Origin of the sequence: Xanthomonas prunicola, from assembly GCF_002846205.1 — a bacterium.
In the GTDB taxonomy this organism is placed as follows: domain Bacteria; phylum Pseudomonadota; class Gammaproteobacteria; order Xanthomonadales; family Xanthomonadaceae; genus Xanthomonas; species Xanthomonas prunicola.
This window is the reverse complement of record NZ_PHKV01000011.1, coordinates 20,761-33,972: the sequence shown is the minus strand read 5'-3', so window position 1 is coordinate 33,972 and position 13,212 is coordinate 20,761. Positions and strand designations below refer to the sequence as shown.

The following is a 13,212-nucleotide window of genomic DNA, read 5'->3' as shown; positions in this document are numbered from 1 at the left end:
CTTCCAGGCGCGCCACGACCGCAGCGGTGAGTTGCCGGCTGACCGAATAGTCTCCAAGGATGCTGGAGTCGATATGCAGAATATTCATGATGTCCCGTTGAGGTGGGGCTTTTCGAGAAGTCGGTAATCGAGTTCCCTTGCAGAGCATGAATTTATGCAGGTACAGTTGATCTATCAAGAAGGATGATTATCAATACCTAGTATGAAAAAACATACCATTGAGCTCTGCAAAGGCTCCCCGGACGATATCGCGGTGCTGCGCGAGCATATGCGCCGCGCCGTGGCGTTGTTCAGCGGAAAGTGGAAGCTGGAAATCTTGTGGTTGCTCGACCAGCGGCTGCACCGCTTCAATGAGCTGCGGCGGGCCATTCCGGACGTGACTCAGCACATGCTTACGGCACAGCTGCGGGAACTGGAGGCGGATGGCCTGGTGCGCAGGACGGTGTATGCGGAGGTACCTCCTCGCGTCGAGTACGAAATCACGGATGATGCGAAGCGACTGAAGCCAGTGTTCGAGGCGATTTTTGCGTGGGCAGGTGATTGCAAGCGAGGGGATGAGGGCGCCCGCAGATAGCGCTTGTGGGCCACCTGCCCGGTCTGCGCCTGCTGTTGTTGCTGGCGCACGTCCTTGTACGGGTTGTAAGGAGCGCCATTGCGCGCAAGCGTGCGGCACATAGGCTGCGGCAGATCGTAGCGCGTGCCCTGCTCTGTCATGCAAGTGCAAGAAGCCTCGCGCGGATCTGAGGCGGTCGGCGTGCTGGCCATATCAAACCGCGCTTCCGGAACCGCCCAAACACCACCTTCGACGCAATCTGTCGGTAGGGGCAGTAGTGGTTCGCTCGTCGCAGGGGGAGGGCTGCGTATGCGAGTTGGCAGTCTGCCGACCCAGCCCAGCTGCGAACATCGGCTCGGAAGCAGCCCTGCCCTTGCACTTCCTCAATCCATCGTTGGCATAGACATGGATACAAACGCGCCACTTTTCCGCTGCAACCAGCACGCGAGGCGACAGCGTGGCACGCACCCGTGCGTAGGTCAGTGGATTCAGCGACTAGGCTCCATCAGCGCTGCGAATACGGCGCGCGATCCCTTGTATGGTTTACGGCCGTGCGCGAATGTCATGTTGTCGAGCAGCAGGACGTCGCCGGGCTGCCAGTGAAACACGAGCGCCTCGCTGGAGAACGCCTGTTGGATTCTCTGCAGATCATGCTCGGAGATTTCCGTGCCGTCGCCGAAGCGTGCATGCCTTGGTAGCTTGTCGGCGCCGAACATGTTCATCATGGCTTGGGCCTGCGTGCGCCCCAGGCTGGAAACATGGAACAGGTGCGCCTGGTTGAAGACGATTTTCTCTGACGTGACCGGATGCAACGCGGTGCCCTGCGCTCGGTTCGCGGTGCGAAGCAAACCGTCGGCGCCCCAGTGGGAAGCGATGCCACTGCTTGCGCAGTACTCGTCGACCTGCGATCGATCTTCGGTCTGGAACACGGTTTGCCAGGGAAGGTCGATATTCGGGTGGTAATGGCGGATGTATTCAACCCCCTTTTCTTCCAGTCGCTCAAGCAGGTCGGAGCCAATATTGCGGGTGATCTCGCGCATGGGGGCGATCGGTGTCTGCCCTCCTTCGGCGGGTGCTTCGATGCAGCAGAACGCTACCAACAGTGGCCAGGTCGTGTGGTATGCGCTCTCGTTGTGCATCGGAATTTCAAGGCGCGCCGGATAGTTCGTTGCCGTCGATACCCGGTTGGTGATTTCGGTCCGCGGCGTGGATCGATAGACGTATCGATACTGCTGTTGCGATATACCTTCGACAAATGCATCGAAGTGTTTGACTTCCGAGACATCGAAACCACGTAACAGGATGGCGCCACGTTCGTTGAGTTCCTGCCGGTAATGCGGCATCTCCGGGACGATGGCATCGAGCAGGGAGTGCCGCCCGCTCGCTGGCGAGATGATCGTCGGACCCTTCCGGCTTTCAAATAACGGGGAATATTTCAGCATATGTCCTCATTGATTATGAAACGGGGGGTTGTCGTAGCCGCTGCGATTGCCATTGTCCGGGACGCGTTTCGCCCTGAACAGAGAGACGCCGTGCATTGGCGCGCTGCGGCAAGTGCCTGCCACGATGAAGCAAGCATCAGCCACAGCTCAAAAACAGACTGCGACGCACCATGGCTATGCTCTGCGCGGTTGCTACCGTATGACATCCCCCCGTTTGCGACTCTCCGAACACGTCCGTCTGCTTCCGCGTATCAATGGTTGGTTCGCGCATCCGTATCTCATTTCCCCACTGACCTTCGGGCTGTACACCGAACATTCGCATCTGGCGATGATGGAGTCGTTTCTGGAGGATCCGGAACAGCACCGCGCAGCCCTGCGTGAGCCTGACATGCGTGGCGGTCCCTTCATCGACCATGCCGGCGATGTCGCCGATATCCGCAAGCTGCGCGACCACACCCTGCAGCGTTGTGCGCCCCAGCTGCGCTACGCCGAGGCGATAGCCGCGCTGTATGAGCTGCTGCACAACGAAGCCAAGGGTGCCGGCCTGGCCGGTCTGTACACCAAGATCGATCCGCTGATCCGCGCCAAGCTGGAGATCTTCTACGATGTCAGCAAGCAGCCTGGCGTGCGTTTCATGGAGCGCCAGTTCTATGCCAGCGACGCCTACGACACCGGCCTGCAGACGGCGGTGCTGGAACCTGTCAGCGAACAGGAACGCGCGTTCGCGTTGAGCACCCCGCAGCTACCGTCGGCCGCCGGTTCGCTGGAGTTGAGCGTGCCTTTTGCCGATCCGTTCTGGGACCAGTTGTGCGGCGGGATGTCCGATGCAGATGCCCTGCTCGATCTGATCCTGCGCCATGCGCCTGCCGGCACCACGCGCGCGCAGGCACTGGCGCTGCTCACCGATGCGCCGCTGCCCGAACACCCCGCACCTGAGGGCGTGCGCGTGCGTTACTTCGGCCATGCATGCGTGCTGATCGAAGGCGCGGGGGTCAGCATCCTGATCGATCCGCTGATCAGTTATTCGGGCGAATGCGCCATCGACCATTTCACCTTCGACGATCTGCCCGCCAAGATCGACTACCTGCTGATCACCCATCCGCATCAGGATCATGTGGTGATGGAAGCACTGCTACGCATCCGTCACCGCGTCGGTACCGTGGTGGTCGGGCGTGCCGGCGGCGGTGATTTGCAGGATATTTCGTTGAAGCTGTGCCTGGAGCACTGCGGCTTCGCCAATGTGGTGGAACTGGCCGACTACGAGGAACTGCGCTTTCCGCAGGGAAGAATTGTCGGCGCGCCGTTCTACGGCGAGCATGCCGATCTGGATATCCGCGCCAAGCTGGTCCATGCAGTCGAGCTGGACGGCAAGGTATGCGTGCTGTTCGCCGATTCGCGTCCGCCGCTGGTGGAGTGCTACGCGCAACTCAAGGCACTGTTCCCGAAGATCGATTGCATGTTCCTTGGCATGGAGTGTGTCGGTGCGCCGGCGACGTGGCTGTACGGCCCGCTGCTGCAGAAGATGCTGACCCGGGGCGAAGACCAATCGCGCCGCCTGGACGGCTGCGACTGCGCACTGGCCAGCGCACTGCAGGACTTCTTCCTGCCCGAACGGCTGTATGTCTACGCCATGGGTGCCGAACCCTGGGTCACGCACATCACCAGCATTCTGTACTCCGAAGACTTGCCGCAGTTCCGCGAGGCACGCGCGTTGGAAGCGAGTGCGCGTGCGAAAGGACGCCATGCCGAGCTGTTGTTCGGCCGCTGCGAGATCGTGCTCTAAGAGATATCGCTCTAACCGATATCGCTCTAACCCAGGCATCCCCCATGTCCGACACACAAGGTTACCTGCGCGCCAATGCGGTGGCGCGCCCGCTGTTGAACCACTGGATCTTGTGGGACATGTTGATCCCGCCGGTGCAGTCCGCGCTGGTGGTAGCAAAGCAGCAGCTGCCGATCCTGGAATCCTACCTGCGCGCGCCCGAACAGCATGCACAGGCGGCACGTGACCCGGCCTTGATGGGCGGCCCGTGGATCAATTATCCGTCGCCAAAGACTGCCGAGATCGCGCAGTTGCTCGAACACACCCGCGTCGCGCAAGGCGATGCACTGGCACTGGCGGCCGCGTTGCAGGCGCTGGAGGATCTGTTGCGCCAGCAGGCGAGCGGACAGTCGCTGGAATCGCTGTACGCGCAGATTCCCGGCGAATTGGCCGGCCTGGTCGAGCTGGTCTACGACCTCAACGATCATCCCGGCCTGCGCTTGCTCGAAGGCCTGCTGTATCGCAGCCGTTTCTATCGACGCGACCTGCAACAGTTCGCCTTCGGCCTGGTCGAACGCGACTGGCTGCCGTACGAACGCAGTACGCCGGTACTGGAATCGCCGCAAACCCCGGTGCTCGCCCTGCCCTGGAACGATGCGCGGCTGGATACGTTGTTCCGCGCGGAACGCGCGCAGGTGGTGATCGACGAAGTGGCCGAACTGCTCGGCGTCGCCGCGTCGCAGCGGGCGGGATTTGCGGCGTTGTTCGACGCTGCGCCGCCACCGCAGCGCCATCGCCCGCCTGCCGCAGGGGTGCGCATCCGCTATTTGGGCCATGCTTGCCTGCTGATCGAATCGGATCAGGTCAGCATCCTTACCGATCCGTTCGTGGCCTACGACTATCCGACGGATCTGCCCCGCTACACCCTGGCCGATCTGCCCGAGCGAATCGACTACGTGCTGATTACCCACGGCCACAGCGATCACATCCGACCGGAAACCTTGCTGCGGCTACGCCACCGCATCGGGACCGTGGTGGTGCCGCATAGTGCCGGCCGTCGCCTGCAGGACCCCTCGTTGAAGCTCATGCTGCAGGCGCTCGGATTCGAGCGGGTGATCGAGCTGCACGAGTTCGAACGTATCGCGTTGCCCGATGGGGCGATCACCGCGTTGCCCTTCCTTGGCGAGCACAGCGATCTGGATATCCAGGGCAAGGCTGGCTATCACGTGCGCCTCAAGGGCTGCAGTGCAGCGTGCCTGGCCGATTCCTGCAATCTGGATCCCAGCCTGTACCGGCACATCGCCGCGGAACTGGGGCCCGTCGATGCCTTGTTCTTGGGCATGGAATGCGAAGGGTCGCCGCTGAGCTGGGGCTATGGACATCTGTTGACGCGACGCATCGATCCCAAGCTGGATCGCAGCCGGCGTGACCGCGGCTCGCATGCGGACGAGGCCATCGCGCTGATCGAACGTTGGCCGGCCCGCCGTGCCTACGTGTACGCGATGGGCCAGGAGCCCTGGTTGAATCATGTCCTGGCGATCAACCAGTCCGGTGAGCACCTGGGCCTGCGCGAGGCCGATCGCTTCCTTGCCCATTGCCGCGCGCGCGGCATCGACGGCGAGCGTCTGTTCGCGATGAAGGAACTGAATCTGCCTGCCGTCTGAGCTTCGACACGCGCTTGCGTGTCCTTGTCGTGTGGGTTGCTTAGGTTCCCAACCGCCCTGCCCTCCCGACGACGTAGCGTCAGGAGGGAGGACGAGGCGACACTCAATGTCCCGCCGCTGCCATCGCGTCGCGCAGGCTCTTCGGACGCATGTCGGTCCAGTGTTCGTTGACGTAGTCCAGGCAGGCCTGCTTTGGGTTCGGGCCAAACACCACCGACCAGCCATTCGGTACGTCGGCGTAGTCCGGCCACAATGCATATTGTTCTTCGTGGTTGATGACCACCACATAGATCTGGTCTTGCTCGTCGTCTTGGATCGACATCTGTACGTCTCCGGTGGGAATGAATCGCGGCGTGTTGCACGCATCGGGCGATGCGCCGGGCGCCGGCCGCAGGTTCGACGCGCCCGTGTTCTCTCGCTCAGGTTCCCGACGACATGCCGGGCACCTGCAGTTCTTCCAGCGCCAGCCCGCGCACATCCGCAGGCAACGGCGCGTTACGCGTGTGCGCCGGTTCGACCACGTGACCATAGTCCAGCGACAGCACGCGGTCAGCCAGATGTCGGTAACCCGCATCGTGGGTCACCAGCACCAGCGTCTTGCCGCGTGCGCGCAACTCGGGCAACAGCACGGTGTAGAAACGTTCCCGGAACGCCTGGTCCTGATCGGCGGTGAATTCGTCGAAGAGCATGATCTGGCGATCGTCCAGGCAGGCCTGCACCAGGGCCAGGCGTTTGCGCTGCCCCTGCGACAGATTCACGCTGGCGAACACGCCGTCGGCCTGGTCGAACGCGACCTTCGCGGCAAGGTCGACGCGCTCCAGCCAGTCCTGCACCTGCGCCGGATCGGCAGGCGCGGCGTCAGAGCCGATCACATGCGAAAACAACATGAAGTCGAAGAACACCGCACTGAACATCGCCCGGTAGCTGGCCAGCGTCAGGCTGGTTTCCAGCGCCTGCCCGTCGACGAGGATGCGTCCTTCGCTGGGGCGCAGCAAGCCGCTGAGCAGCAGCAGCAAGGTCGATTTGCCGCTGCCGTTGCCGCCGGTGACGAACACCGTTTCGCCGCGTCGCAGAGTGAAGTCCACCGGGCCGAACTGAAAGTGATCGCCGTTGTCGCCGGCATAGCGATAGATCACCTGTTCCAGGCGCAGCGTCGTCCACGCCGGCATCACGTCGGTGGCTGCCGCTGCCGAGGACGGCGCCGATGGCGCATCGTCGAGTCCCATCTCGCGCAGGTGGCGCACGCTCGCCGATGCACTGCCGACCTGGGCACCGAGATCGAACAGCGCGTTGAGCGGGCCGCTGATAAACAGCCCGGTGATGACGAATTGCAGGATCGTGGCCGACGGCAGGTCGAATAGATAGCGGCCGGCCAGGATCGCGGCCAGCACCCAGCCATAACCGATCAACTCGGCGCAGGCATCGCTGATGCCCCAGTGCATGCTGGTGTCGAATTGAGTACTGCGGGCGCGCTCGATCGCTGGGCGTAGCTCGGCCCTTGCGAAGTGATTGGCACGGGCCGGCGACAGGGTCAGTTCTTTCTTGCCCTCCACCAGCGTGCGCAGCAGGCCGTTGAGGGTTTCCTCGGCCTTGCGCATGCGGTCGTAGGCGGGGCCGGTGAAGCGCCGGGTCACGTAGAACAGTGCGCCGGACAAACCGATGAAAGGCACGACCACCGCGAACAGCGGCAGCGACACCCAGGCCAGGTACAGCAGCCCGCCCAGCGACAACAGGCTATTGGTCAACAGCACCGGGCCCATCTGGATCATCTGCGCCAAGCGACCGACATCGCCGATCAGCGCGCCGAACACCGCATGCTTGCGGTGCATCAGCCGTTCCAGCGGCAACTCCAGAAAGCGCGCCGACAACTCCGTACGCAGATCGGCCATTAATCCGCTGCTGACGCGCGCGGCCAGACGTGCCGACAACAGGCGCACGACAAGTGCGGCGCCCAGCAGCAGCGCACCACGTAGCAGCGCCTCGCGCGTATCGATCTGTAGCGCATCGGTGGCGGTGGTGTTGAGATAATCCAGCAGCAACATCGAGGTGCCGGCGCTGGCTGCCGACAGCAACGACACGCCGGCCAAGATGCGCGCATGACGGCGCAGATAGCGCTGGATCAGCATGGCCGCGCTCCAGTGGTCGCGAGGGGGCGTCTTGCATCAACCAACACGCGGCCAAGCGACTGCAGCAGCGCCGCGCTCATTGGCCACACCAGTGCGGCACACGTTTTTCCACGAATGCCAGTGGCCCTTCGCGGCTGTCCTGGCTGTGGCGCCGACGTTCTTCCCAGGGATAGCGGGCCGCAAAGGCATCGGCCAGCGGCAGGTTCGCCGACTTGGCTGCCGCTTGTTTGATCGCGCGCAGCGAGAGCGGCGCACAGGCCAGCAGATCGGCCAGCCAACCGTCCACGCACGCATCCAGCTGCGCGGCCGGCACGACCTCGTTGACCAGGCCCAACGCCAGCGCACGCGCCGCGCCGATGCGTCGGCCGCTGAGCAGATAGCCCATGGCGCTGCGGTACGGCAATTGCCGGGTCAGACGGAACACGCCGCCGGCGCCGGGGATCAGGCCGAGCCGCGCTTCGGGCAATGCGAATTCGGCGGTATCGCAGGCAACGATGATGTCGCAGGCCAGCGCCAGTTCGAAGCCGCCGCCCAGGGCCAGGCCATTGACCCGGGCGATCACCGGTTTGCACAGGTCGAACCGCTCGGTCAGGCGCGGCCAACCGGCCGCCCCCTGGCTGCCGAACGACGACGACGGTACGCCATCAGCCAGCCGTGCGGCGAGTTCCTTCAAATCCTGACCGGCCGAGAACGCGCGCTCCCCGCTGCCGCTGAGCACGGCAACCCACAGCGTATCGTCGGCCTCGAAGGCGTCCCAGATCTCAGCGAGCGCGGCATGGGTGGCAAGATCGAGCGCATTGAGCACCGCCGGGCGGTTCAAGGTGATGCGGGCGACATGGCCGTCGCGTTCGAACAGCACCGGCGCGGCGTTCATCCGAGCACCCGAGGGTCGCACAGGAAGCGGCGCAGGCGTTTGACCCCGTCGTCGATCTGCGTGTCGGTGAGATAGCTGCACGACAGGCGCAGGCTGTGCTGGCCGCCGTCGTCCAGGTAGAACATGCGCATCGGTGTCCACAGCACGCCATGGTCGCGCGCGGACAATTCCAGCAAGTCCGCATCGACCTGCACACCGAGCTGCAGACAGACGAAAAAGCCGCCCGTTGGACGATTCCAGCGCACGCCCGGATGTGCGGCAGCCAGATCGCCCAGTTCGCGCTGCAAAGCAGCCAGCAGGCGGGCGAGCTTGCCTTGGTAGAAGGCCGCTCGCTCCGAGCCCAGGGCCGCGAGCGAGCCACCGCTGCTCAACAGCATGCCGGCAGCGATCGCTTGGCAGACCGGCGAGGTATTGACCGTCAGCATGCTCTTCAGCGTGGCCAGCGCATCGGCCAGCAGGCTTGGCGGTCGACCGTCCACGCACTGATCGGCGATCACAAAACCGACGCGGATGCCCGGCAAGGCGATCTTGGCGAAGGTGCCCATGTGGATCACCCGGCCCGTGCGATCCATTGCCTTGAGCGATGGCAGGCGCTGCGCCTGGGGGATAGTGAAACCGTAGGTACTGTCTTCAAGCAGCCAGAAGTCGTGTGCGTCGGCCGCATCGAGCAAGGCCTGGCGCTGTTGGCGATCGAGCAGACTCCCGGAGGGATTGGAAGCATCCGGAGCCACGTACAGCGCACGCACGCGGCGGCCCTGCGCGCGCAGCGCGGTACAGGCACGATGCAACTGCTCCACATCGACGCGGCCATCGTGCTCGTCGATGCCCAGCAGCGGGATATCGAGCGCGCGCGCCGCGCCCATTGCGCCGACGAAACACGGCTGCACCACCGCCAGGACATCGCCGGGTGCGGCGAACAACGCCCGCAGCACCAGAAACATCGCTTCCTGAAAACCCACCGTGACCACGATGCTCGACGGCGCGATGTCCAGGCCCTGATCCTGGCGCAACGCCTGCGCCAGCAGCGCATTGATGATGCCGCGGCTGGGGCCGTACTGGAACAGACGGCGGCGCACCTGCAACGCACTCAGACCCTCGGTCTGCGCCAGGTGGGCGAGATAGGTGTGCAGATGCGCGCTTAGATCCAGCGGTTCCAGCAAGGTCGGCGCCGGTGCGCCCGGCGCGAACGAAATGGCATCCGGGTAGCGGTCGATCACCTCGTTGAGAAAATCGATCGCCCCCATGACCGGCTCACCCAGACAGGGATGCAATTGCGTCGGGTCCAGCATCGCCACCGCTGACGGCTGCAGATCGGCCGATACGGCGTTGGCGTGGGCGCTCATGCCGCCCACCGCTGGCGCAGGCGCGCAAGCACGTCGTCGGCATAGATGCGGCTGGACTGTACCAGGGCGAATTCGGCCATGTAGCGGCGAAAATCCTCCGGCGATTCTTCCGCGATGCACAGCATGCGCCGATTCGGCGCCACCGCTTCGCTGCGCATCTGCTCGACCGCCCGGGCGATTGCCGCATCCATGTCGCCAGCGTCGACAACGTCGTCGACCAAGCCTGCGGCATCTGGCTCCTCGGCGCGGATGATGCGACCGCGCAGGATCATGTCACGACTGACCCGCTGCCCGGCACGCAGACCCAGACGCAGATTGGCCGAGCCCGGGACGATGCCCTCCTTGGCGGCAGGCAAGACGAAATACGCGTCGCGCTCGGCCACCACATGGTCGAACACCAGCAACAACTGCAGGCCCCCGCCGATGGCGAAGGTGTCCACCGCAGCCACCCAGGGTTTTTCGATGCTGTGCTCGAGCGCATCGGCGCCCGGCCAGCACAAGCCGCGTCGAAGTTTGTTGAGATAGGTGAACTCGCGACGCAGCAGGAAGTCGACGAAGGAGATCTTCCCCTGGTGCAGATGCTGCAGGTTGATGCCGGAACAGAACACCCGCCGCCCGCTGTATTTGGGGTGTTGCATCGGGCCGCCACGGACCACGCCGACCGTGACCTGGTCATCTAACAAGGCCAGATCCACCGCCACTTCCATCGCCTCGACCAAGGCGTTGTCCTCGGCGTTGAGGCCGGTCTGGTTGGCGACGGTCAACCAGGCAACGCCATCGCGGCGCTGCAGATGGATCGGGCCGATCTGCAAGTGCCCCTGGCTGCGGAATTCTGGTAGCAGTTCGAGCGCGCGCGCAGTCGGCCGCAGAAGGCTCTCGATCAGATGGTGCCCGCACTCCGGCTGGCGCAGCACGCCCCATAACACGATGCCCTGTTCGATCTCCCAGCCTTCCTTTTCCGACTGGATGCACGCGCCGTCCTGCGCCCATTGCGCCTGACTCGGCAACAGCCCAGGCACGAGCTTGGCGGCAGCGTGCAAGACCTCGTCCAGGCGTAGCGCCAGAGTCCGGTGCTGGGTCAGCGTCCCGTACAGCCAGTCGCCATGACGGCGCATGAAATCCATCCGTGCGGACCGGCAGCGCGTGTGGATCGCTGCTGCCCGCTGTGCCTGCAGCGGATCGCGCTGCGCGCGCGGCGGCAAGGCGACAAGCGCCTGCTCGGACCAACCCGCCAGTGCATGCAACTGCGCCATGTCATCGGCCAGCGGATTCATGCGGAAACCGCCTGTGCAAGAACATCCTGTGCCCCGTCGGCAGGCGCAGGATGCAGGGCGCGCAGTTGCCGGCGTCGCAGCTCCACATCGCAGGCGGCCAGATGCTGTCCCAGGGCTTGTTCGTAGGAATGGGCGGCGCCTTCGAGCAGCAACAAACGTCGATTCGGCAACACCTGCACATCGACGCCGGCCAGCGTCGCCAGCCATGCGGCGATTGCGCCCTGCGCATCGTCGCTGAGCTGATCGACCACACCCAGCTGCGCCATACGCGCGCTACAGAGCTGCGTTTCGAACAGGAACACCGAACGCGCCGCGCCCATCCCCAGGCGCGTGCTCATGCGCCGCATCGCCATGCCTGGCCATGCGGCTTCGCCGCTGTGCAGGCAGACGCTGGCCGTGGGCGTGGCGATACGCTGATCCGTCGCCAGCAGCAGATCCAGCATGCCGGCCGAGCAGGTGTTTTCGATCCAGGCCAGCGACAGCCCTTGCAGGCGTTCGAAGCGGCGCATCGCCTTTTCCCAGCGGCTCACCAAGTCCAGACTCACTGCGCCCGGCCAGCACGCCGCCGCAGACGGTGCGGTGGTGCCGCGCAAGTGCAGGATCATAATCGCCGGTGAGCTGGCGTCTTCGACCGCATCGCAGGCGCGGGTAAGCCGTTGGATCTGGTCGTCGCTCAGCGCGCTGGCGGCGTCGATCGTCAGGTGGACGAGATGCAACACAGGATTTGCAGGATCGCTCATGAAAATTCCACTGAAACGAAGATGGGAATCAGGCGTGGTTTACCAGCACAGCAGCGCGGTCTCGATCGACGACCCCGGCCCCATCGTCATCATCACGCCCCAGTCGCCGGGACGAACGTGCCCTTCGTCGAGCAGGCGTGCGTAAGAGAACAGGAACGAACCGCTGGACATGTTGCCGTGTTCGCGCAGCACCTCGATGGTGTGGCGCATATCGTGACTGGTCAGCATGAGGTTGGCCGAAATCGCGTCGATGACCTTGCGCCCGCCCGAGTGCACCAGCCAGTGCGCGATGTCGCGGCGGCGCAGACCGGTTCCCTCGAGCAGGCGGTCGACCACGGTCGGCGCATTGGCGCCGACCACGTATGGGACGTCCTTGTGCAGGCGGAAATGGAACTTGCCCTGCGCCTGGTCCCAGACGAACCGCATCGCATCCAGCGCCTCGGGAATCACCTGGCTGGCGAACTTGCACACGCGTGGCCCGCTGTGGGTATCGGCGTTGTCGGCGATCACTGCCAACGCTGCGGCGCCGTCGCCGAACAAACTGTTGACCACCGCCGTCTCGATGCCCTCATCGTCGACGTAGGCCGCCGAGCACACCTCGATGCACAGCAGGATCGCGAGCTTTCCGGCATTGGCATTGGCCCAGTTGACCGCTGCGTTGAAGCCATTCAAGCCGGCGTTGCAGCCCATCCCGACCACATCCAGCCGCAGGCAGTCCTGACGCAATCCCAGGCGTTGAATCAACAACGAACTGAAGCCGGGCGTGAGCAGCCCGGTGGTGGTGACGCAGCACAGATACTGCACATCATTGAGCTGCGCACCGATCGAGTGCAGACAGCGCAGGAGTGCACGCTCGCCGATTTCCAGGCCGATCTCGCGGTGCTTGTCGAGCAGCTGCGCCTGCGTTTCACTCGGTGCTGCCGCTGTCTCTTCGCGCCGTGGCAGGACCAGGCTGCGAGAGTCAATGCCGTTGCGCAGAAACACCAGGCGCCGGCGCTGATCTTCAATACCGAAACGCTCCAGCACATCGGGCTGCGAGTAGCGGCTACCAGGCGTGGCGGTACCAACGCCACGAATGCGCGACGCGATGGATTGCCGCGCGTGCGTCGATGCAACATCCGCATTGAAATTCATGCGTGTCCAGGTTCCAGCGTTGCCCAGGATGGATCGCCAAACGACTAGTGCGTGTGATGCACGTTGAGCGGCAGTGCGCGCGCCATCTCGACGCGCCACACGCCATTTCGCATTCACCTCGACGTACACAACAGGCTTTGGGCGACAGCGATGCACGGCATGGTGGTCGACGCCCTGTCGGGCCACTTGCTCATGTGCGCCGATCAGTTGCCTGTCAGCGTCACTCGACACTACGCATGTGCGCTCGCTCTTTCGGCATGGCGCAGCCAACACCCCACGGGTAGCAAGATCATTGCGTGG

Annotated in this window: 11 protein-coding genes and 1 pseudogene; 3 read left to right on the top strand and 9 right to left on the bottom strand. The window is 64.1% G+C overall.

Features of this window, described 5'->3' with window-relative positions; translation table 11 throughout:
• Positions 1-7: 7 nt before the first annotated feature.
• Positions 8-88 (bottom strand): annotated as a pseudogene (locus XpruCFBP8353_RS20235) (FMN-dependent NADH-azoreductase); the annotation flags it as partial.
• Positions 89-202: 114 nt separating this feature from the next.
• Here XpruCFBP8353_RS20235 and XpruCFBP8353_RS20230 point away from each other — a divergent pair.
• Positions 203-574 carry a winged helix-turn-helix transcriptional regulator gene (locus tag XpruCFBP8353_RS20230; RefSeq protein WP_101364839.1) on the top strand — a complete coding sequence of 124 codons (372 nt, stop codon included), beginning with the start codon at positions 203-205 and terminating at the stop codon, positions 572-574.
• 467 nt (positions 575-1,041) lie between these two features.
• Here XpruCFBP8353_RS20230 and XpruCFBP8353_RS20225 read toward each other — a convergent pair whose 3' ends face one another.
• A complete protein-coding gene (locus XpruCFBP8353_RS20225; RefSeq protein WP_101364838.1) occupies positions 1,042-1,995 on the bottom strand; it encodes a TauD/TfdA family dioxygenase in 954 nt (317 codons plus the stop codon).
• A gap of 199 nt (positions 1,996-2,194) precedes the next feature.
• On the opposite strand from XpruCFBP8353_RS20225, the gene XpruCFBP8353_RS20220 reads away from it, so the two are divergent.
• Positions 2,195-3,778: an MBL fold metallo-hydrolase gene (locus tag XpruCFBP8353_RS20220; protein ID WP_101364837.1), complete on the top strand. Its 1,584-nt coding sequence runs from the start codon at positions 2,195-2,197 to the stop codon at positions 3,776-3,778.
• A 44-nt stretch (positions 3,779-3,822) separates the two neighbouring features.
• Complete coding sequence (locus tag XpruCFBP8353_RS20215; protein ID WP_101364836.1) at positions 3,823-5,421, top strand: MBL fold metallo-hydrolase; 1,599 nt, start codon at positions 3,823-3,825, stop codon at positions 5,419-5,421.
• Between the two features lie 103 nt (positions 5,422-5,524).
• On the opposite strand, the gene XpruCFBP8353_RS20210 is transcribed toward XpruCFBP8353_RS20215, so the two are convergent.
• The 7 genes from XpruCFBP8353_RS20210 to dpgA all read right to left on the bottom strand — a co-directional run bounded on the left by XpruCFBP8353_RS20210 (position 5,525) and on the right by dpgA (position 12,912).
• Positions 5,525-5,743 (bottom strand): MbtH family protein, encoded by a 219-nt coding sequence (locus tag XpruCFBP8353_RS20210; RefSeq protein ID WP_003468470.1) that lies wholly within the window; start codon positions 5,741-5,743, stop codon positions 5,525-5,527.
• A gap of 97 nt (positions 5,744-5,840) precedes the next feature.
• Positions 5,841-7,547, bottom strand: a complete 1,707-nt coding sequence (locus tag XpruCFBP8353_RS20205; RefSeq protein WP_101364835.1) for a cyclic peptide export ABC transporter — start codon at positions 7,545-7,547, stop codon at positions 5,841-5,843.
• A gap of 76 nt (positions 7,548-7,623) precedes the next feature.
• The gene (gene dpgD, locus XpruCFBP8353_RS20200; protein ID WP_101364834.1) at positions 7,624-8,421 is read right to left on the bottom strand and encodes an enoyl-CoA-hydratase DpgD; all 798 of its coding nucleotides are present in this window, start codon (positions 8,419-8,421) and stop codon (positions 7,624-7,626) included.
• Positions 8,418-9,764: an aminotransferase-like domain-containing protein gene (locus tag XpruCFBP8353_RS20195; RefSeq protein WP_101364833.1), complete on the bottom strand. Its 1,347-nt coding sequence runs from the start codon at positions 9,762-9,764 to the stop codon at positions 8,418-8,420. Before XpruCFBP8353_RS20195 ends, dpgD begins: the two co-directional genes overlap by 4 nt.
• Positions 9,761-11,038 carry a (3,5-dihydroxyphenyl)acetyl-CoA 1,2-dioxygenase DpgC gene (gene dpgC, locus XpruCFBP8353_RS20190; RefSeq protein ID WP_101364832.1) on the bottom strand — a complete coding sequence of 426 codons (1,278 nt, stop codon included), beginning with the start codon at positions 11,036-11,038 and terminating at the stop codon, positions 9,761-9,763. Before dpgC ends, XpruCFBP8353_RS20195 begins: the two co-directional genes overlap by 4 nt.
• Entirely contained in the window at positions 11,035-11,778 is a 744-nt protein-coding gene (gene dpgB / locus XpruCFBP8353_RS20185) for an enoyl-CoA-hydratase DpgB (RefSeq protein ID WP_101364831.1), read from the bottom strand. The genes dpgC and dpgB overlap by 4 nt, the downstream gene beginning before the upstream one ends.
• A gap of 39 nt (positions 11,779-11,817) precedes the next feature.
• Positions 11,818-12,912 (bottom strand): 3,5-dihydroxyphenylacetyl-CoA synthase DpgA, encoded by a 1,095-nt coding sequence (gene dpgA, locus XpruCFBP8353_RS20180; protein ID WP_101364830.1) that lies wholly within the window; start codon positions 12,910-12,912, stop codon positions 11,818-11,820.
• Positions 12,913-13,212 lie beyond the last annotated feature (300 nt).

What these genes read in the sequence shown, in the direction of transcription:
- XpruCFBP8353_RS20205 (WP_101364835.1), bottom strand. Translation starts at nt 7,547, where the DNA reads ATGCTGATCCAGCGCTATCTGCGCCGTCATGCGCGCATCTTGGCCGGC.
- dpgB (WP_101364831.1), bottom strand. Translation starts at nt 11,778, where the DNA reads ATGAGCGATCCTGCAAATCCTGTGTTGCATCTCGTCCACCTGACGATC.
- XpruCFBP8353_RS20215 (WP_101364836.1), top strand. Translation starts at nt 3,823, where the DNA reads ATGTCCGACACACAAGGTTACCTGCGCGCCAATGCGGTGGCGCGCCCG.
- dpgD (WP_101364834.1), bottom strand. Translation starts at nt 8,421, where the DNA reads ATGAACGCCGCGCCGGTGCTGTTCGAACGCGACGGCCATGTCGCCCGC.
- dpgC (WP_101364832.1), bottom strand. Translation starts at nt 11,038, where the DNA reads ATGAATCCGCTGGCCGATGACATGGCGCAGTTGCATGCACTGGCGGGT.
- XpruCFBP8353_RS20220 (WP_101364837.1), top strand. Translation starts at nt 2,195, where the DNA reads ATGACATCCCCCCGTTTGCGACTCTCCGAACACGTCCGTCTGCTTCCG.
- XpruCFBP8353_RS20225 (WP_101364838.1), bottom strand. Translation starts at nt 1,995, where the DNA reads ATGCTGAAATATTCCCCGTTATTTGAAAGCCGGAAGGGTCCGACGATC.
- dpgA (WP_101364830.1), bottom strand. Translation starts at nt 12,912, where the DNA reads ATGAATTTCAATGCGGATGTTGCATCGACGCACGCGCGGCAATCCATC.
- XpruCFBP8353_RS20210 (WP_003468470.1), bottom strand. Translation starts at nt 5,743, where the DNA reads ATGTCGATCCAAGACGACGAGCAAGACCAGATCTATGTGGTGGTCATC.
- XpruCFBP8353_RS20230 (WP_101364839.1), top strand. Translation starts at nt 203, where the DNA reads ATGAAAAAACATACCATTGAGCTCTGCAAAGGCTCCCCGGACGATATC.
- XpruCFBP8353_RS20195 (WP_101364833.1), bottom strand. Translation starts at nt 9,764, where the DNA reads ATGAGCGCCCACGCCAACGCCGTATCGGCCGATCTGCAGCCGTCAGCG.